This window comes from Halorubrum sp. SD41 (genome assembly GCF_058630335.1).
On sequence record NZ_JBZVGZ010000008.1, the window covers coordinates 1 to 17113 of the forward strand.

The following is a 17113-nucleotide window of genomic DNA, read 5'->3' on the forward strand; positions in this document are numbered from 1 at the left end:
GCCGCCTTCGGCGGCCGCGAGGAGCACGCGCGAGGGAGTCAGTCGCCGGAGCGAAGCGGAGGCGACTGACGAGGCTGGGGAGGCGTGAGGCGCGGGGCGGTGCTGTGCGGGGCGGGACTCAAAGGGGCAGCCGCGAGGACGAAGCACGGCGACGTAAGCACCGCAGGAACGAGCGAAGCGAGTGACGAGGAGCGCAGCGAGCCGCGCGAGTCCTCGCGGCTGGGGCTTTGGAAGTGTTCGCAGTTGATCTACGGTTTGTTATTTATAAGCGAGCGGCTGGGGCTTTGGAGGTCTTCACCTCAAAATCACGAACTGCTTATAAAAGCCGACAGCAACACCTCTGTTCGGCTTATAAACAACCACCCAGTCAATCCGATTCCGCTACGTAACAGAGCCAATCGAACGGCTCTGTTGAAACCCTATTCTTCAAACAGATTCTCACCTGAAACAGCCGGTCGCTGAAGAGTGCGTATTGACTATCGGATTATCTACCAGTTCAGAGAGATGTTCTGATAGCCGTGTAAGATGAAGGGCGCGTATCGGTCACCATGGGGGTCGGAATCAGTGCTGTTAGAATCAGCCGATGTAGGTGAAATCCAAAGGATTTGATTAACCACAAATTGTGTGAATAAAATAGACTCCCACGACACTACCCACGAATCACAGCTACCCGAGAAGTACCGACGCGGACAACCAACAAACCACGAATACGGCCGTAGCAACCCATCGTCCAATCTTCGCTCCAAACCAGTTCCCAATGCGAGATCTTGTCAGTGGAAAACCAATCACCCCAGATATGAGAAGGAGAGCAGCCACGGCGACATCCGCTGTGACGAGATACGAGATCCCGAGGAGAAGAGCTATACCACCAAGGACGTACGCCACGGCAGTTGTAAGTTTATCTACGAGAGTTTTCGATTGGTTCTTTTGCCTCACCATCTCCGCAGCCGACGCCCTATCATCCTCGTCAGCAAGTATCTCCAGTTCGCTCACCACCTCGCCAAGGTTGTTCACGACGAACAACTCTTCTGTACCATCTTCCATCTCAATCCGCAACCGATCTCGGAGACCACCACCAAACACTGTCTCTCGGAATCCGCCACTGAACTTCTCCTCAACACCCACGTCTAGAATCTCGTCAAAGGGGATGTTGACAACGTGTTTTCCCTGAGATTCGTCGACTTTATTCGGGGTGAATTCGATGGCTTCGGAAGTGATGGTGAGAGTCCCTCCAAGGGTTCGGTCGCCAAGGGATCGGTTGGCGTTAAACTCCTTAATTGACCTCTCATCTGTGGACATAGGCGATGACTTAGGTCTATAGACATATGATTGAAGGGGGTCGTAGCCAGAGGGTCTAGGGAGTCTACAGAATCATGAATCTACTGCTACACGATGAATCCTATGAAAAGTGCCCAAGTCAACTGACCGACTGATGTATCCAAGTCGGTTTGAAACCAACGAGGGCCGACTGCTGAACCCACACTCTGAATCTTGTACGGCGTTCCTAATAGACTTCTGAGAAGTAGTCGGTGGGCGCGGTAATTGTGTAACCAGTATTGACCGCAACCGGGGCAGAATATATCACCTACTGAGGATTTCAACAGAGCCGATCGAACGGAAGACAGTTGTCGCCGAGTCGTCGACTCGCGGGTATGGTTCCGCCCCTCGCGCTCGACATCGACGGCACGCTGACGACGCCGACCGGTCGGATCGACCCGCGAGCCTTCGAGCTGCTGCCGGACTGGGACGCGCCGATAGTCTTCGCCACCGGGAAGGCGTTCCCGTACCCGGTCGCGCTCGCGCACTTCCTCGGCCGCGAGGAGACGGTGATCGCGGAGAACGGGGGCGTCGCGTACGTCGACGGCGAGACGACGCTCGTCGGCGACCCGGACGCGGCCCGGGCCGTCGTCGAGGCGTTCCGCGAGCGCGGCGGCGAGGTCGGCTGGGGCGACGGCGACACGGTGAACCGCTGGCGCGAGACGGAGGTCGCGGTCTCGCCCGACGCCGACGAGGCCCTGCTCCGCGAGGTCGCCGCCGCCGCCGACGACGTGGAGGTCGTCGACACCGGCTACGCCTACCACGTCAAGTCGACGGGCGTGAGCAAGGGGCGGGCGCTCGGCGTCGTCGCCGAGGCGCTCGGGCTCGACGTCGAGGAGTTCGTCGCGGTCGGCGACAGCGAGAACGACGTCTCGACGTTCGGCGTCGCCGGCGAGTCGTACGCGGTCGCCAACGCGGACGCCGCCGCGCGCGAGGCCGCTGACGCGGTGCTCGACGAGGGGTTCATGGACGGGACGGTCTCGGTGCTCGAACGACTGCGCGAGCGCGCCGAGTAGGCGCGGCGTCTTCTTCCCGCTCACTCCCCGCCGTAGGGGTACCGCGCCGTCGCCCCGCACTCCAGGCAGCGGACGACCACGCGACCGGGTCGCGTCCGGACGCGGCTCGTCCTTCCGGGCCGGAGGTAGACGGCGCAGTCGTCGCAGGCGCGCCTGGAGAGCTCGGAGGGAACGCCACAGCGGTTGCGCTCGGCGATGCGGCGGGCGCGGGCGACGTACTCGCGGGCGCGGTCGTACTCGTCATCGACGACCGCCTCGCGGGCGAGGGCGAACAGCCGCTCGATCCGCTCCGACGGGATGCCCATGTCACGGAGGGCGGCGCGCGGCGGCAAAGAGGTTGTTATCCGGAGCGGTCGGTCCCGCGGGGCCCTCCGTTCGGACGTTCCGCGAGCGGCGCCGTCAGGACTCGCGCCACTTGTGGCCGCACTCGACGCAGGTGAACAACCGGACCTCGTAGGAGCCCCCCGGCTTCGGCAGCATCTCGTAGCGGGCCCGGTCGCCGTCGCAGCCGTCCGCCGGACAGGGCTCCCGCGTCGTCTCGGCGGAGCCGTCCGTCGCGTCGGCCACGGCGGGCGCCCCGTCGTCCCGTTGCGCGTCCCGCGTCGCCATCGCCGCCTCGTCTCCCGAGTCACGCGGCTCCTCGCTGTCGCAGGAGCGACACACCCACGCGTCCCCCTCGGCGTACATCGTCGACCCGCACTCGTCACAGAACCGCATAAAACCGACGTACGCGGACGGGTGACAAATACGTTAGCTTCCGAGCCGCCGCGACCCGCACGCTTTTTTATCGGTCCAACCCAACCGAGCGGTATGAAGGAATCCCTGATGGACGTGATCTGCTGTCCGCTCGACAAGGCGGCCCTCGAACTCGACGTCGACGACGCGGACGACGAGGAGGTCCTCGCCGGGACGCTCACCTGTACGGAGTGCGGCGAGACGTACCCCATCGAGGACGGGATCCCGAACCTCCTCCCGCCGGACATGCGCGAAGAGGCCGCGGCGTAGCGGACCGCGATCGACCGGCCGCCGCGGAACGAGTCGCTCCCGCGCGCCCTCGGAAGCCCTCACTCGTGTGAATCTTTTTTTAGTACGGGGTCGTGGTCCCACCCGTGCCGACACTCGACGTCGAACTGAACGGGGAGGCGGTCCACGACATCGACGCCCCGGACTCGTTCGTCACCGACGGGCCGTTCCCGGTCGTGCTCGAGAACAGCGGGCGCTCGACGCACGTCCACCTCCACTTCGACGACGAGCTCGACCGGGTGGCCGCGCTCGACGAGGGGAACCACTTCGTCGCCGACGAGGCCACCCGCCACGTCCACGTCTCGACGGCCGCCGTCGACGAGGCCGTTCGCGGCAAACTGAAGATCGTCACCGGCTACGGGTCGAACACGACGTACGTCGACGTTCGGGTCGACCCGTCGCCCGAGGCCCCCGAGGAGGCGGTCGCCGTCGACGAGGAGCTCTCCGCCCCTCCGGAGCGCACGCCGGAGCCGCCGGCCCGACAGCGCGCGGTGAACGGCCTCGACCGCCTGGTACAGCGCGGCGGGGTCGCGGGCGCGGTCTTCGGGCTGGTCGCGGTCGGCGTCGCGGTCGCGGTCGCGGTCGCCGTCGACAGCGCCGTCGTCTGGCTCGCGGTCGGGCTCGCGCTGATGGTCGCGTTCGGCGCGGCGCTGCTCGCGCTGACGTGAGGCGACGGGCGTGTCCGCCCCGCGGCCTCCGCCGGCTCGACTCCGCTGTTTCCAGCGGCTCGTCCCTCTCGTCTCGCACCCCCCGTCTCGCACCCCCCGTCTCGCTCCGGATCCGCGCGCTTTTAACCGTCCCACCGGAACGAGACGCCATGAGCTTCGAGAAGGAAGACGAGGTCGTGCTCCACGACAAACACAGCGAGTACGACGGCGAGACGGGGAAGATTACGCAGGTGATGGAGACGATGTTCGGCGACGCGACGTACACGGTCAGCTTCGAGGACGGCCAGGAGACGGGCGTCCCGGAGGACGCGCTCGACGCCGTCGAGAGCGAGGAGTAACGCCGCCCCCACTCGTACCGCATGCCGAAAGTCCCCTTCCACTACGTCGACCTCCGCGCGTTCTCGTACGCCACTGAGGACGTGAAACGCGTCGAGCAGGCGCTGTTCTCCCTGCTGCCCGACGACGTCGAGCTCGAACGCGTCGAGAACGTGGGGCATCACGGGGACCGGATCGTCGTCCTCTCGGCGCGCGTCGAGCGGGCCGACGAGATGCGACACGTGCTCGACCGGCTCTCCGAGCTGGAGGACCTCGACCGCGTCCTCGACGAGCTCGACGAGCGCGTCGACGACAACTGCGCGCTGTTCCTCCGCCTCGACAAGCAGGCGGCGTTCCGCGACGAGGTCCGGCTCGGCCCGGGGCTCACCGTCCGCACGAAGGTGGAGGCGTACCCGGCGAAAAAGGAGAAGGCGGTCGCGAACGCCCGCGAGACGCTCTCGCGGCTCGCGGACGAGGACTGAGCGCGCCCGACCGCACCCGCGTGCGGTCGACCGCCGACGGCCGCGCGAGGCCGCGCTCTCCCGGTCGCGTGTCCGGCCCGCACCCGCGGCGTGACTTTTTCACCCGCCCCGTCGATGTCCGGCTATGAGCGATCCGTTCGTGGTCGTCGGCGCCGACGCGGCGGGGTTGAGCGCGGCCAGCAAGTTCCGGCGCGAGGCGCCCGACCGCGAGGTCGTCGTCTTCGAGAAGGGCCGGTGGATCTCGTACGCCTACTGCGGGATGCCGTACTTCATCGCGGGCTACGTCGAGCGCATGTCGAACCTCCTCTCGCTGTCGCCGAGCGACGTCGACGAGCGGGGGATCGACCTCCGTCGGGGTAGCGAGGTCGTCGCCGCCGACCCCGACGCGAAGCGCGCCACCGTCGAGACGGCCGACGGCGACCGCTTCGAGCAGGCGTACGGCGACCTGCTCGTCGCCACCGGGGCGCGCGCGACGACCGGTCCCTTCGACGTGCGAGGCGTCGACGGCGCGTTCACGCTCCACGACATGGACGCGGCCGCCGCCATCGACGCGTACGTCGCCGATCCGGACGCCTACGACCGCGAACGCGCGGACGTGAGCGCGGTCGACCGCGAGCGCGTCGAGCGCAACGCCGCGATGCCGGCGCCCGAGACCGCCGCGGTCGTCGGCGGCGGGTACGTCGGCGTCGAGGTCGCGGAGGCGCTGACCGAGCGCGGGCTGGATGTCCACGTGTTCCACCGCTCCGGCCACCTCCTCTCGCCGTTCGGCGAGACTGTCGGGAACCGCGTCGAGGCGGCCCTCGAAGCCGAGGGCGTCACGGTTCACACCGACTCGCCGGTCGAGGCGCTCGTCGGCGACGACCGGATCGAGGCGGTCGAGGTCGGGGGCGACCTCGACGGGACCGTTCCCGAGCGCTTCCCGGTCGATATGGCCGTCGTCGGCGTCGGCATCCGGCCGAACACCGACCTCCTCGACGGCACCGGCGTCGACCTCGGGCCGGGCGACGCGGTCCGCGTCGACGACCGCGGCCGCACCAGCCTCCCGGACGTGTACGCCGCGGGCGACTGCGCGACCGCCCGCCACGCGGTGACCGGAGAGCCCGACTGGCTCCCGCTCGGCCTCACCGCGAACCGTGCCGGGCGCGCCATCGGTGCGACCGTCGCCGGCGACCCGACGCCCGTCGGCGACATCGCGGGCACCGCGGCCGTGAAGGCGTTCGACGCCGAGGCCGCCCGTGTCGGAATCTTAGATCCCGAGAAGGCCGAGGCGGCCGGCTTCGACCCGGTGGACGAGACGGTGACCGCCGGCTCGCGCTCCGGCTACTACCCGGGCGCGGCCGAAACCGACGTGACCCTCGTCGCCGACCGGGACACCGGGCGTCTGCTCGGCGGGAGCATCGTCGGCACCGACCGGGCCGCGGTCCGGATCGACACGCTCGCGACCGCGATCGAGGCGGACATGACCGTCCCCGAGGTCGAGCGCTTGGACCTCGCGTACGCGCCGCCGTTCAGTCCGGTGTGGGACCCGATACTCGTCGCCGCGAAGGTGCTGAACGGGAAGCTCAACGAGTGAGGCGGTTCGGGTCGCGGCGCTACCGCGACGCGGCGATCCGCGAGAGGAGGAAGCCGACGACCGTCGACGCGGCGCCCACCGCGACCGCGACCGCGCCGGCGAGGGCGAGCGGCGCGGTGAACGCGGCGGCGGCCGGGGCGCCGGCCGCGAGCGGGAGGAGGTACGGCTCCGGTCCGAGCTCCCGAAGCAGCGTCCCCGCGAACGGTCCGTAGGCGAGCAGTATCGCCGGGAACGCGCCGCCGCCGGTCGCGGCGAACGCGACCGCGCCGATCGCCGTCACCGCGGCGAGGACGCCGGTGGTCTGCGCGCTTCCGACGCCGGCCGCGGCCGTCACGTCGAACGCGACGTACGACAGCGCGAGGCCGACCGCGCTCCACACCGTCGCCCGCTCGAATCCGGTCTCGCCGAGGGCTATCCGTCGGAGCGCCGCGCGTCGAGACGCGGCCGCGCCGCCGTCGCTCGCGCCGTCCGCCGTTCGCTCGTCGCTCGCGTCGTCGCCCGTCATTCCGGTCGCGTCGCGCCCCGCCCCTCGCGGTCGGGGGTGAGGTTACCGTGTTCGTCGATCTCGCCCGCGACGATCCGCGTCGAGGAGATGCGCTCGCCGTCCTCGGCGATCACGTGGTCGACGACGACCAGATCGAGCGGGTCGCGGCCGCGCTCGGCGCGGATCTCGTTGATCCGCTCGCCGCCGGCCTTCGTCTCGGGGGAGACGATCAGCGCGTCGAACTCCGGTTCGACCGCGATGCCGGTCGGCTCCGTCAGTTCGCGGATCTCGTACTCGCGCCCGTGCGCTTCGGCCCGCGGGGCCAGCTCCGCCTCCAGGTCGCGCTCGCGCCGGTCGTAGGGGCGGACGTACCGCTCGACGTGTCGGGTCTCCGGCGCCAAGTCGTCGGAGGTGAGCCCGACCGTGACGTCACCCAGCTCGAACGCCCGTTCGAACAGCTTGCGGTGGCCGTCGTGAACGGGATCGAACGTACCCCCCAGCGCGACGTTCATGCCTCTCCGTTGCGCGGGTCGAACTTAAAACGTCCCGAACCGCGGTCGGGCGGTGCGCGGTCGGTGCCGGCCGAATCAGTTCGTCGGCTCGTGGCCGTCCGCGTCGTCACCGTCCGCGTCGTCGTCACCGTCCGCTTCGTCGCCTCCGGTGTCTTCGCCGCCTTCGGGTTCATCTCCGTCAGATGCCTCGTCGTCGACGCCGTCGCCGTCCTCGCCGTCGACGGATATCTGGACCGGTTCGGTGTCGCCGTCGGGCGACTCGCCGCCGAGCCGGCGGTCGAGGTTGAAGACGGCGTTCAGCTCGGCCTGGACGTCGCCGACGACGGTGCGGACCAGTTCGCTCGGCGCGATGGCCTCGTACTCGTAGGGGTTGTTGCCCGCCCCCTCCGCCTTCCGCTTGCCGCGCTCGACGGTCCCCTCGTCGTGGAGCTCGGCGAGCGCCTCGCGGACGGTGCTGGGGTACAGCCCCGTGCCGTCGGCGACCTCGTCGCTCGTGCTGTGGGGGTTATCGCGGAGGTAGACGTAGATGCGCGCGCGGGTCTCGGTGTCGAGCAGCCACGCGAGCAGGTCGACGACGTTGTCGTCGAACCCCTTCACCGCCCTGTCCGCGCCCTCGCCGAGCCGCTCTTTCGTCTTCCGAAGCTCCTCGCGGGTCCGGTCCGTCGGCGACTCCTCCGGGTCGTCTCCCGGCTCGGTCGGTGAATCGTCCGTGGTCATGCCGGAAACTGGGGGCTACGCGGCCAAAAGCGTTTCTCGTCGCTTTCGTTCCGACGGAACCCCCGGGAGCGCCCCAGAGGCGTTCGATTCCGGGGTTAGGGGCTCACGAGGAGGTCCGAACGCAGCGCGTCGGCGCCCTCCTCGTCGCGGATCCGGCGCTGGCGCGCGGCGCCGCTCTCCGCCTCGTACACCTCGCGGATACCGTCGACGCCGAGCCGGTCGCACTCCGCCGCGACGACCTCGCCGAGCGCGGTCGTCCCCTCGCCGTCGCGGTCGACGAACGCGGCCTCGTGGCCGTGACGGATCGCGCGCCACTTGTTCTCGTCGAGCAGCTCGCGGCGCAGCGTCGACGGCGACTCGCCGTCCTCGTACCGCTCGGCGTAGTCGACGACCAGCGCGCGGACGTACTCGGCGAGCGCGAGCGTGACCTCGGGGTCGCGCTGCGCGTCGGGCGCGCGAACCTCCACCGTGCCGTGGCCCGTGTGGGGGCGCACGTCGAACCACAGCTCGCCGCGGTCCGCGATGGAGTCCGTCTCGACCATCCGGCGTTCGTACCGCTGGAACGCGTCGAAGTCGTCGAACGCCGAGGGGATCCCAGTGTTCGGGAGGTTCTCGAACACCTTCGCGCGGGCCGAGGCGAGTCCGGTGTCGAACCCGTTCCAGAACGGGGAGTTCGCGGACAAGGCGAGCAGCACCGGGCAGTGCCACCGCAGGCGGTTCGCGACCCAGACGGCCTTGTCCGCGTCGTCGACGCCGACGTGGACGTGGAGCCCCGCGGTCGTGTTCCGGTGTTGCGGGTACTGGATCCGGTCCAGCTGGGCCTGATACCGCGGCTTCCGAACGTGGTCGAGCTCGCGCCACTTCGCCGCCGGGTGGAGGCCCGCGGCCGCGATCTGATACCCGTCCGCGGCGGCGTGGTCGACGAGCGCCTCGCGGACCGTCGCGAGCGCGTCCGCGGCGTTCGCCGGGTCCTCGATCAGTTCCGTCTGCGCCTCGATGGTACACTCGAACAGCTCGTGGTCGAACCCCTCCGGCACCGCCGCTGGCGGGTCGCGGCCGTACACGAGGTCGTCGGTCCCGGACGTGGGATTGCCGTCGGCATCGACGATGTAGAACTCCTCCTCGATGCCGAGCGTCCCCATCCGGGAGAACGCGTCCCGCGAACCGAGTTCCATTACGCCTCCGTTCCGCCCGCGCGGTCTTATATGGATTGGAACCCGAAACGGAGCGCCGGTCTCGCGAGCGACTGCTTAAATTAGTCGTCGAGCTCCTCGGCGACGGAGTCCGGAACCGCGTCCGGGCCGCCGGCCGCGGCGTCGGCGATGTCCGCCTCCTCCGGGCTTTCGGCCTCCGACGCGAACTCGGGGTCGAACAGCCGGAGCGCGGTCCGGATCGTCTCCCAGTCGTCCTCGCCCGCGGCGTCGCGGAGCGAGCGCGTCGGCGCCGCGAGCAGCTGGCCGACGAGGGCGTCGGCCAGGTCCGCGACCGTCTCGCGCTGCTCGTCGGTCAGGTCGCCCTGCGCCTCCAGCTTCGACATCGCGCGGTCGAGCTCGCGGGCCTTCACCTGGTCCGCGCCGGCGTACATCGCCGAGATCGCGTCGTCGGCGCGCTTCCGCTTGTACGCCTCCAGGATGCGGTCGAGCTCCTCGTCGATGATCGACTCGACCTTCCGGGCCTCCTCCGCGCGGCTCTCGCGGGTCCGCCGGGTGACGTCCTCGAGGTCGTCGATGTCGTAGACGGTGACACCCTCGCGGGCGCCCGCCGCGGGGTCGACGTCGCGCGGCTGCGCGATGTCGATACAGACGAGCCGCCCCGCGCCGTCGACGTACGAGGGGTGGACGACCAGATCCGGGCTCCCGGTCGCGGTGACGACGAGGTCGGCGTCGGGGATGATCGCGGGGAGGTCCGCGAGCGACACCGCCTCCGCGGGGGTGTCGACCTCCTCGACGACGAACTCCGCGTGCGGCACCGTGCGGTTGGCGACGACGATCTCCGAGACGGCGGTGTCGTCGAGCGTTCGAGCGGCGAGCGTTCCCATCTCGCCGGCGCCGACGACGACGGCCGTCCCGTCTGTCAGGTCGATCTCGCCGGCCGCGAGCCGGACGGCCGCGGAGCCGAGCGAGACGACCCCCTCGTTGATCTCGGTCTCCGTCCGCGCGCGCTCGCCGACGTGGAGCGCCTTCGTCACGGCGTCCTTGAGGACGGGGCCGATCCCGCCCGCGGACTTCGACTCCTCGTAGGCCTCCCGCAGCTGGCCGATGATCTGGTCCTCGCCGAGCACGAGCGACTCCAGCCCGGAGGCGACCCGCATCAGGTGTTCTAAGCTCTCCTCGTGGTCGAGGCGGCGGACCGCGCCGGCGCGCACCTCCGGCGCGAACGTCGACAGCGCCGTCGCCCCGTCGACGGTCCGGTCCGTGACGACGTACGCCTCCGAGCGGTTACACGTCTGGACCGCGAACGCCTCCTCGACTCCTTCGCGCGCGAGCAGGTCGGAGACGGTCGCGCGGACGCCGTCGCCGCCGGCGGCCTCGATCTCGTCGACGGTCGCGTCGGCGTGGGCGACGCTCGCGCCGGCGATCGCACCCGTCTCTCTCATCGGTCGAGTACCTCCTCGATCACGGTGTCGGCCTCTTGCCGTCCGTTGGATCTCCCCTTTTGTAAACCCTTCCAAACCCCCCGGGATCTGACAACGCGCCGGACCGCTTCCCGCCGCGTTTCGGGGTCGACACCCTCCGATTTCAGCTCCTCGCGGATCTCCCCCGAGAGCGCAGCCATCTCGCCGGCCCCCTCGATCTCGGCCTCGATCCGCTCCCGGAGCGCCTTCGCCAAGGCGGGGCTCGTGCCCCCCGTCGAGAGCGCCACGGTCACCGGCTCGTCCTCGACCGTCGCGGGCACCACGACGCTGCCCGGATCGCGGCCGCCGGAGACGTCCGTCCGGTTGACTAAGATTCCCCGATCGAGCGCCGCGGCCTCGACGGCGGCGTTGACCGCGGCGTCGTCGGTCGCCGCGACCGCGAGCGCCGGGTCGAGCCGGTCGAGCCAGTCGGGAATCTCGTCCGTGTCCGGAGCGGCGCGGACCAGTTCGACCGGCGGCCCGTCCGCACCGTCGCCGTCCGCGCGCCCGTCCGCCTCGCGCCCGTCCGCCTCGCGCCCGTCCGCGAGCGAGCGCAGCCGCTCGTCAAACTCGGGGCTGACGACGACGATCCGGCCCGCCTCGTCGAACCCGGCAGCCTTTCGCGCCCCCACGGAACCGCCGCCGAAGACGGCGACCGTCTCGCCCGCGAGGTCGTGGTACAGCGGAGTCACGCCGTGTTGCTGTCCGCCCGGTCCGCGATGCGGATACCGGTCTTCTTCAGGATACGCGTCGAGAACAGCGTGTCCCAGTCGTCGGCGCCGACGTCCCAGTGCTCGTCCATCAGCTCCCGCACCTCCGCGATCCGGCGCTCGCTCTCCGCCTCGGTGCGGCCGTGCGTCATCGCGAAGAAGTTGTACTCCCAGACGCCGGCGTGGCGCGGCCGCTCGTAGCAGTGCGTGACGAAGTCCAAGTCAGCGACGGCGGGGCCGACCTCGTCTAAGACCTCCTCGGGCACGTTCCAGACCGTCATCCCGTTCTCCGTGTAGCCGAGCGCGTAGTGGTTCGGGATGACGCCGACGCGGCGCACCTTCCCCTCCCGCTCGAACCGCTTGACCGTCTCGATCACCCACCCGACATCGGCGCCGATCGCGGCCGCGACGTCAGCGTACGGGGTCTCCGTCACCGGGAGCCCGCCCTGAATCTCGACGATCAGGTCGCGCTCGTCGGGGGTGAGCGTCTCCCGGTCGCTCGGTTCCACGGTGGGCCCGAGGTCCGACAGGTCCACGTCGCCGTCGGGGACCGGCCCGTCGACGAGGAACTTCGCGCCGACGTGGAACTCCCGGAGCTTCGGGAGGTTGTACGTCTCCTGGTCCGTCGCGGCCTCGATCTCTTCGAGCACCTCCTCGACGCGGTCGCTCCCGTCCTTGTCGGGGTCCGGGTGGTCGGCGACGCTCACCACGAACCACATGTTGAGGTGGGGGTGCTCCCGCTCGTAGTTGTGCGCCACCGCGGTGAACTCGTTGACGGTCTCCGCGATCTCGTCGTAGCGGTCCTCGGGGGCGTGCATCGCCACGAGCGACGCCGCGCCGCCGATCTCCTCGGCGTTGACGAGCGCGCCGAACCGCGAGAGGATTCCCTCCTCGTCGAGTTCGCGGACGCGCTCGCAGAGCTCCGGGCCCGTCACGTCGACGCCGCGCTCCGCGAGCGCGGCCGCCGCGGCGTCGAAGGGCCGTTCCGCGACCGGGAACCCGCCCTGGAACGCGTTGATGATCGCGCGGTCGAGCGCCGTCAGATCCGCGTCGACCTCTCGCATGGCGCGACCTCGGGACCGAGCGAGAATAAGCGGTTCGGCCTGACGCCGCTGTCCGCCGGCGACGACCGTCGACCGTCGCGGCCCTCACTCAGCCGTCCACGTCGCGGGCGATGTCCGCGAGCGACGACCGCGGGCTCCGATTCGCGTCGTACACGGTCCGCTCGCCGGGGACCCGGAGCCCGTACAGCTCGCCGGGCACCACGACGTCGAGGACGACGCTGTCGCCCGGCTCCCGGCCGTTCGCGTCGAGCCACTCGACCAGCCGGTTCGTCCCCTCGCTCGCCTCGCGCGCGAGCCGCCGGTTGTCGAACGCGCCGCGGAGGAGCCGCCCCCGCGAGTCGCTCGCGACCCGCGCGTGGTGCTCCTCGCGGTCGATCGCGACCCGGATCAGGTCCCCCTGGCTCACGCCGAGCGCGTCGCAGGTCCCGGACTCGACGCGGCCGTCGAGCGCGTCGTCGTCGGGGAGCCTGACGCAGGGGCGGCGAGTGCCGCCGCTCCGGGCGAGCGAGACGCGGATCGAAGAGACGTCCTCGCCGTCGGAGGGAACGCGAGGCATCGCGGCGTCGTTACTCGTCGGCCTCGTCGCCGTCCGCGTCGCCCTCGCCGAGCGCGGCCGCCACGTCGCCCTCGCCGTCGACGACGCTCGCGTTGATCTGCGCGACGTCGTCGTCGATCTCGCGGCCGCGGACGGTGATGCGCTTGCGCTCGCCCTCTCGGGACGGCTCGAAGCCCACGCCGCCCTCCAAGAGGAGCTCCTTCAGGCGCGTGCCGGAGACGTCCTCGCGCATCGGGCGCCCGGTCTCGTCGGAGCCGCCGGTGAGCTCGATGGTGTGTTCGGAGAGTCCGACGGCGTCGCCGCCGATCTCGTCGCCGAGTTCGCGACCGAGGAATCGGTTGGCGTCCTGTCCGTCGACCTCTCGCTGGAACGTCTCGCCGGTCTCGGGGTCGGCGACGACGACTTTGAATTCGGCCATGCGCGAACCCAGTCCCCCGCGCATAAAAAGCACGTCGAAACGTCGGAACCGCGGGCCGCGACGCGCTCAGGCGTCTTCCCCGTCGACGCGGACGATCTCGCGCTCGCCGTCGCCCCACGGCCCGTCGACGAGCGCGGCCTCGACGGCGCGGGCGACGGCGGTCGGGTCGTCCGGGCCGCCGGCGTCGGCGACGCTCCCGACCGAGTCCGCGTCGAACGGCACGTCGAGCGCGTCGTAGACGGGTTCGGTGACCCGCGCGATCGGCTCGGGGTCGGCCGCCGAGACGACGAGAACCCCCGCGACGAGCGCCGCGTCGGCGCGGACGCGCTGGGCGAGGCCCGCGACCTTGCCGCCGACAGAGGCATCAGTTCCGCCCGCGATCCGAAGCGAGTGGTCCCCCGGACAGAACGCGGCCCGCGGCTCTCCCCGGACCACGTCGGCGCCGAGGTCGCTGAGCGCGTCGCGGAGCGTCTCGGTCGCGGTCTCGTACCGCGAGTCGATCGACCCGCGGCCGTCGCCGGTCGGCACCGCGACGCCGAACGAGAGCGTCGACCCCGTGTACGCGACCGCGCGCCCGCCGACGTCGCGTTCGAGGGGCGGGAACCCCGCCTCCTCGGCCGCCCGCTTCGCCGCCTCGAACCCGGGCTCGCGGGCGTCGCGCCGACCGAACGCGACCTGCCGCGGCGGCGCGGTCACGCGCACGGCCGGGACGCCGTCCGCGGCGGACGCGAGCAGGTCCGCCGTCGGCTCGCGGTCCGCGGCGGGCGTCTCGAACCCGCCCCTGTACACGCGCATGCCGAATCTGACGACGGGGGCGTACAAGCCCTTTGCGTCGGGAGCGGTCGCCCGTCGGCGCGCTGCGAGCCCCGGAGACGAGGCGGCCCGCCGGCCGGCGCGTGACACAACAGTTTTGTCGACCCTGGAAGTGGTTCAGGTATCGATGAGCGACCTCGGCGCGCTGCCGGTCCAAGCGTACCTGACCGCCTGCCTGCTGGCGGGAGGCATCGGGCTCTGGCTCGGCCGGGTCGCGTGGCGCGAGCGCGACGAGCCCGGCGGGATCGAGGTCGCCCTCTACCTGCTGTGCGGCGGCGGCGTCTCCCTCCTGTACGCGCTCCGCGTCGCCGCGCCCGGCGAGGTCGCGATGACGGTCGCGCTCAACCTGGCGACGCCGCTCATGGGCGCGTTACCCGTCCTCTGGATCCTCTTCGCCTTCGCGTTCACCGGGCACGACCGCTGGCGGACGGAGAACCGGATCGTCGCGCTCTCGACCCCGGCGTTCGTCTGGGTCCTCCTCGCGTGGTCGAGCGGCACCCACGGGCTGGCCCGGCGCTCGATCGCCCCCGTCGTCGACGGCCCGTTCACGCTGCTCGGGTACGGGCTCGGCCCCGTCGGGGGCGCGTTCGTCCTCCTCGCGTACGGGCTGTGTATCGCCGGCGCGCTCCTCGTCGTCGACCTCTACGAGCGGACCGGGAACCGCTACCGGCTCCAGACGTTCGTCGTGCTGCTCGGCACGCTGTTCCCGTTCCTGGCGGGCATCGCCACCTTCGTCGACGTCGGGAGCTACGCGCACCTCTCGTGGCTGCCGACCGCGTTCGTGATCCACGGCGTGTTCCTCTACGGCACCGTCTTCTGGCTCGGCACGCTCGACGCCGCGGTCGTCGCGCGCGACACCGCCGTCGAGGTGATGCAAGACCCCGTCATCGTCTCCGGTTCCGACGGCCGCATCCGCGACCTCAATCCCGCCGCCGAGGCGATCCTCCCGCCGGACGCGGTCGGCTCGTCGCTGTCGGAGGCGTTCCCGCGCCTGGAGGTCGGCGACGAACACCCGATCGCCATCGGCGACCGCCGGTTCGACATCCAGGAGAACCCGATAACCGACCCCCGCGGGACCGACCGCGGGCACGTCTTCCTGCTGCGCGACGTCACAGCGCGCGAGCGGCGGCAGACCGAGCTCGAGCGCCGGGAGGCCGAGCTCGAACGGCAGAACGAGCGGCTCGAGGAGTTCGCCGGCGTGGTCTCGCACGACCTCCGGAACCCCCTCGCCGCCGCCTCGGCGGCCGTCGAACTGGCCCGCCAGCGCGGCGACGACCCGGACGGCGCCCTAGAGCGGGCGGCGAACGCCCACGAGCGGATGGACGACATGATCGAGGGGCTGCTCGCGCTGGCGACGGCGGGGGAGACGGTCGACGACCTCGACCGCGTCTCGCTGGACGCCACGGTCAGACGGGTCTGGTCCCGGCTGGAGACCGCGGAGGCGACGCTGACCGTCGAGGGCGACGCGACCGCGCTGGCCGACCGCGACCGCCTCGAACAGCTGGTCTCGAACCTGTTCCGCAACGCGGTCGATCACGCGGGCGAGGACGTCGCCGTCACCGTGCGCGTCGAGCGCGACGGCGACGCCGTCTCGCTCGCGGTCGGCGACGACGGCCCCGGGATCCCGGCCGACGAGCGCGAGCGCGTCACCGAGCGCGGCGTGTCGCTCGGCGGCGGCACGGGGCTGGGGCTCGCCATCGTCGGCGACATCGTCGAGGCGCACGGGTGGTCGCTCTCGGTCGCCGAGTCCGACGCCGGCGGCGCGCGCTTCGTGATCGAGGGGATGGAGGCGGCGGAGTCGTGACCGAACCGCGGACCGAGGGGCTCGACCCGTCGAACGCGACCGTCGCGCTCCCCGCCGACGTCGTCGAACACTACGAGAAGTTCTCGCGGTTCAACTCCCCGTACCCCGCCCACGACCGCGGGCGGGCGGTCGACCTGTACCCCGGCGACGGCGTCGGGCGCTCCCCGGTCGCCGGGGTCGTCCGCGAGGTCCGGACCGTCGGCTGCCCCGACCGTCCGTACGCGGCCGCCGAGGACCACCTGATCGTCGTCGACCTCGACGGCGAGTGGTGCGCCCGCGCCGGCGCCCCCGCCGGCACCGTCGCGCGGATCCTCCACGTGATCCCCGAGGTGAAACCGGGCGACCGGGTCGCCGTCGGCGACGCGCTCGGCCCGACGACCCGTTCCGGCTTCTTCGGCCAGTGGGTCGACGACCACGTCCACCTCGGGTTCCGCCCGCCGAACGCGAATCCCCTCCGAGCGAGCGGGTCGCTCCCGGTCGACGTCGACGCGCCCGTCGAACCGGTCGCGTGGGACGGGACCGGGACCGTCGTCGAGCGGGGTCCGACCCACGTCGTTCTCGACGGCCCGCGCCGCGCGGGCTCGGGTCGGTCCGGTTCCGGCCCGTCGTTCGCCGCGCTCGCGAGCGACGAGGGAGTCCCCCTCGACGGCGGGCTGACGCACTACGCGGGCGGCGGGACGTTCGAGGCAGAGGGTCGGAAGCGCGTATCGGGCGACGCGGCGCCCGCGGCGGACGGGACGACGCTGTCGCTCTTCGAGACCGAGATCGGAACGGTCCGAGCCAGCGACACGGACGCCGGAGCGCCCGGTGTCGAGTGGGCGCCGGTCGACGTCCTCGCGAACGGCGAGCGCGTGACCGGCCTGTCGCTGTTCGCGGCGCGTGGGGACCGGTTCGGGGTCAAGGTCGTCTGTCCCGAACGTGAGTTCGCAATCGGCGAGTCGGTGAGGGTCGACGTCGTCCCGAGCGACGACCCGATCCGGCTCGGCGTCGGGTGAGCGAGATCGTCAATCGGCGGCCGGTTGTCTCG

At 70.9% G+C, this 17113-nt stretch carries 21 protein-coding genes; 8 read left to right on the forward strand and 13 right to left on the reverse strand.

What is annotated here, in order from left to right; all coding sequences use genetic code 11:
* Positions 1 to 666: 666 nt before the first annotated feature.
* Entirely contained in the window at positions 667 to 1299 is a 633-nt protein-coding gene (locus AC4NMM_RS04730; protein WP_491923652.1) for a hypothetical protein, read from the reverse strand.
* 353 nt (positions 1300 to 1652) lie between these two features.
* Here AC4NMM_RS04730 and AC4NMM_RS04735 point away from each other — a divergent pair, with 353 nt between their 5' ends.
* Positions 1653 to 2333, forward strand: a complete 681-nt coding sequence (locus AC4NMM_RS04735; RefSeq protein ID WP_491923653.1) for an HAD-IIB family hydrolase — start codon at positions 1653 to 1655, stop codon at positions 2331 to 2333.
* A gap of 20 nt (positions 2334 to 2353) precedes the next feature.
* Here the strand turns inward: AC4NMM_RS04735 and AC4NMM_RS04740 are convergent, their stop codons facing one another.
* Together AC4NMM_RS04740 and AC4NMM_RS04745 are read right to left on the reverse strand one after the other, a co-directional pair.
* Positions 2354 to 2638 carry a ribonuclease P protein component 4 gene (locus AC4NMM_RS04740; protein WP_096393336.1) on the reverse strand — a complete coding sequence of 95 codons (285 nt, stop codon included), beginning with the start codon at positions 2636 to 2638 and terminating at the stop codon, positions 2354 to 2356.
* 94 nt (positions 2639 to 2732) lie between these two features.
* Positions 2733 to 3050: an RPA12/RPB9/RPC11 RNA polymerase family protein gene (locus tag AC4NMM_RS04745; RefSeq protein ID WP_491923654.1), complete on the reverse strand. Its 318-nt coding sequence runs from the start codon at positions 3048 to 3050 to the stop codon at positions 2733 to 2735.
* A 93-nt stretch (positions 3051 to 3143) separates the two neighbouring features.
* On the opposite strand from AC4NMM_RS04745, the gene AC4NMM_RS04750 reads away from it, so the two are divergent.
* The 5 genes from AC4NMM_RS04750 to AC4NMM_RS04770 all read left to right on the forward strand — a co-directional run bounded on the left by AC4NMM_RS04750 (position 3144) and on the right by AC4NMM_RS04770 (position 6394).
* The gene (locus tag AC4NMM_RS04750) at positions 3144 to 3338 is read left to right on the forward strand and encodes a methytransferase partner Trm112 (RefSeq protein ID WP_491923655.1); all 195 of its coding nucleotides are present in this window, start codon (positions 3144 to 3146) and stop codon (positions 3336 to 3338) included.
* Between the two features lie 104 nt (positions 3339 to 3442).
* On the forward strand, positions 3443 to 4024 hold the full coding sequence (locus AC4NMM_RS04755) for a DUF7524 family protein (RefSeq protein WP_491923656.1): 582 nt from the start codon (positions 3443 to 3445) through the stop codon (positions 4022 to 4024).
* 149 nt (positions 4025 to 4173) lie between these two features.
* Positions 4174 to 4362 carry a hypothetical protein gene (locus AC4NMM_RS04760; protein ID WP_017342881.1) on the forward strand — a complete coding sequence of 63 codons (189 nt, stop codon included), beginning with the start codon at positions 4174 to 4176 and terminating at the stop codon, positions 4360 to 4362.
* 21 nt (positions 4363 to 4383) lie between these two features.
* Complete coding sequence (locus AC4NMM_RS04765; RefSeq protein ID WP_096393339.1) at positions 4384 to 4821, forward strand: RNA-binding protein; 438 nt, start codon at positions 4384 to 4386, stop codon at positions 4819 to 4821.
* 124 nt (positions 4822 to 4945) lie between these two features.
* Positions 4946 to 6394 carry an FAD-dependent oxidoreductase gene (locus tag AC4NMM_RS04770; RefSeq protein WP_491923657.1) on the forward strand — a complete coding sequence of 483 codons (1449 nt, stop codon included), beginning with the start codon at positions 4946 to 4948 and terminating at the stop codon, positions 6392 to 6394.
* Positions 6395 to 6413: 19 nt separating this feature from the next.
* Here AC4NMM_RS04770 and AC4NMM_RS04775 read toward each other — a convergent pair whose 3' ends face one another.
* The 10 genes from AC4NMM_RS04775 to AC4NMM_RS04820 all read right to left on the reverse strand — a co-directional run bounded on the left by AC4NMM_RS04775 (position 6414) and on the right by AC4NMM_RS04820 (position 14264).
* Positions 6414 to 6899: a hypothetical protein gene (locus tag AC4NMM_RS04775; protein ID WP_491923658.1), complete on the reverse strand. Its 486-nt coding sequence runs from the start codon at positions 6897 to 6899 to the stop codon at positions 6414 to 6416.
* Positions 6896 to 7390, reverse strand: a complete 495-nt coding sequence (locus AC4NMM_RS04780) for a phosphopantetheine adenylyltransferase (RefSeq protein ID WP_096393342.1) — start codon at positions 7388 to 7390, stop codon at positions 6896 to 6898. The genes AC4NMM_RS04775 and AC4NMM_RS04780 overlap by 4 nt, the downstream gene beginning before the upstream one ends.
* A gap of 75 nt (positions 7391 to 7465) precedes the next feature.
* Positions 7466 to 8107, reverse strand: a complete 642-nt coding sequence (locus AC4NMM_RS04785) for a winged helix-turn-helix transcriptional regulator (protein WP_491923659.1) — start codon at positions 8105 to 8107, stop codon at positions 7466 to 7468.
* A 95-nt stretch (positions 8108 to 8202) separates the two neighbouring features.
* Entirely contained in the window at positions 8203 to 9282 is a 1080-nt protein-coding gene (locus AC4NMM_RS04790) for a glutamate--cysteine ligase (protein ID WP_096393344.1), read from the reverse strand.
* An 80-nt stretch (positions 9283 to 9362) separates the two neighbouring features.
* A complete protein-coding gene (hemA, locus tag AC4NMM_RS04795) occupies positions 9363 to 10703 on the reverse strand; it encodes a glutamyl-tRNA reductase (protein ID WP_096393345.1) in 1341 nt (446 codons plus the stop codon).
* Positions 10700 to 11413, reverse strand: coding sequence for a precorrin-2 dehydrogenase/sirohydrochlorin ferrochelatase family protein (locus tag AC4NMM_RS04800; RefSeq protein WP_491923660.1), 714 nt, complete (start codon positions 11411 to 11413; stop codon positions 10700 to 10702). The genes hemA and AC4NMM_RS04800 overlap by 4 nt, the downstream gene beginning before the upstream one ends.
* Positions 11410 to 12495, reverse strand: coding sequence for a siroheme decarboxylase subunit beta (ahbB, locus tag AC4NMM_RS04805; protein ID WP_491923661.1), 1086 nt, complete (start codon positions 12493 to 12495; stop codon positions 11410 to 11412). The genes AC4NMM_RS04800 and ahbB overlap by 4 nt, the downstream gene beginning before the upstream one ends.
* Before the next feature lie 88 nt (positions 12496 to 12583).
* Complete coding sequence (locus tag AC4NMM_RS04810) at positions 12584 to 13051, reverse strand: DUF7112 family protein (RefSeq protein WP_491923662.1); 468 nt, start codon at positions 13049 to 13051, stop codon at positions 12584 to 12586.
* Positions 13052 to 13061: 10 nt separating this feature from the next.
* Positions 13062 to 13469: a 30S ribosomal protein S6e gene (locus AC4NMM_RS04815; RefSeq protein ID WP_096393348.1), complete on the reverse strand. Its 408-nt coding sequence runs from the start codon at positions 13467 to 13469 to the stop codon at positions 13062 to 13064.
* Positions 13470 to 13535: 66 nt separating this feature from the next.
* Positions 13536 to 14264, reverse strand: a complete 729-nt coding sequence (locus AC4NMM_RS04820) for a lipoyl protein ligase domain-containing protein (protein ID WP_491923663.1) — start codon at positions 14262 to 14264, stop codon at positions 13536 to 13538.
* 145 nt (positions 14265 to 14409) lie between these two features.
* Between AC4NMM_RS04820 and AC4NMM_RS04825 the strand changes: the two genes are divergently transcribed.
* Both AC4NMM_RS04825 and AC4NMM_RS04830 read left to right on the forward strand, forming a co-directional pair.
* On the forward strand, positions 14410 to 16086 hold the full coding sequence (locus AC4NMM_RS04825) for a sensor histidine kinase (RefSeq protein ID WP_491923664.1): 1677 nt from the start codon (positions 14410 to 14412) through the stop codon (positions 16084 to 16086).
* Positions 16083 to 17081: a DUF8155 domain-containing protein gene (locus AC4NMM_RS04830; protein ID WP_491923665.1), complete on the forward strand. Its 999-nt coding sequence runs from the start codon at positions 16083 to 16085 to the stop codon at positions 17079 to 17081. Before AC4NMM_RS04825 ends, AC4NMM_RS04830 begins: the two co-directional genes overlap by 4 nt.
* The last annotated feature ends 32 nt before the right edge of the window (positions 17082 to 17113 follow it).

Coding starts and splice junctions, on each gene's coding strand:
- AC4NMM_RS04765 (WP_096393339.1), top strand. CDS start 4,384: ATGCCGAAAGTCCCCTTCCACTACGTCGACCTCCGCGCGTTCTCGTAC.
- AC4NMM_RS04745 (WP_491923654.1), bottom strand. CDS start 3,050: ATGCGGTTCTGTGACGAGTGCGGGTCGACGATGTACGCCGAGGGGGAC.
- AC4NMM_RS04760 (WP_017342881.1), top strand. CDS start 4,174: ATGAGCTTCGAGAAGGAAGACGAGGTCGTGCTCCACGACAAACACAGC.
- AC4NMM_RS04815 (WP_096393348.1), bottom strand. CDS start 13,469: ATGGCCGAATTCAAAGTCGTCGTCGCCGACCCCGAGACCGGCGAGACG.
- AC4NMM_RS04775 (WP_491923658.1), bottom strand. CDS start 6,899: ATGACGGGCGACGACGCGAGCGACGAGCGAACGGCGGACGGCGCGAGC.
- AC4NMM_RS04770 (WP_491923657.1), top strand. CDS start 4,946: ATGAGCGATCCGTTCGTGGTCGTCGGCGCCGACGCGGCGGGGTTGAGC.
- AC4NMM_RS04820 (WP_491923663.1), bottom strand. CDS start 14,264: ATGCGCGTGTACAGGGGCGGGTTCGAGACGCCCGCCGCGGACCGCGAG.
- ahbB (WP_491923661.1), bottom strand. CDS start 12,495: ATGCGAGAGGTCGACGCGGATCTGACGGCGCTCGACCGCGCGATCATC.
- AC4NMM_RS04735 (WP_491923653.1), top strand. CDS start 1,653: ATGGTTCCGCCCCTCGCGCTCGACATCGACGGCACGCTGACGACGCCG.
- AC4NMM_RS04825 (WP_491923664.1), top strand. CDS start 14,410: ATGAGCGACCTCGGCGCGCTGCCGGTCCAAGCGTACCTGACCGCCTGC.
- AC4NMM_RS04740 (WP_096393336.1), bottom strand. CDS start 2,638: ATGGGCATCCCGTCGGAGCGGATCGAGCGGCTGTTCGCCCTCGCCCGC.
- AC4NMM_RS04790 (WP_096393344.1), bottom strand. CDS start 9,282: ATGGAACTCGGTTCGCGGGACGCGTTCTCCCGGATGGGGACGCTCGGC.
- hemA (WP_096393345.1), bottom strand. CDS start 10,703: ATGAGAGAGACGGGTGCGATCGCCGGCGCGAGCGTCGCCCACGCCGAC.
- AC4NMM_RS04750 (WP_491923655.1), top strand. CDS start 3,144: ATGAAGGAATCCCTGATGGACGTGATCTGCTGTCCGCTCGACAAGGCG.
- AC4NMM_RS04780 (WP_096393342.1), bottom strand. CDS start 7,390: ATGAACGTCGCGCTGGGGGGTACGTTCGATCCCGTTCACGACGGCCAC.
- AC4NMM_RS04785 (WP_491923659.1), bottom strand. CDS start 8,107: ATGACCACGGACGATTCACCGACCGAGCCGGGAGACGACCCGGAGGAG.
- AC4NMM_RS04810 (WP_491923662.1), bottom strand. CDS start 13,051: ATGCCTCGCGTTCCCTCCGACGGCGAGGACGTCTCTTCGATCCGCGTC.
- AC4NMM_RS04730 (WP_491923652.1), bottom strand. CDS start 1,299: ATGTCCACAGATGAGAGGTCAATTAAGGAGTTTAACGCCAACCGATCC.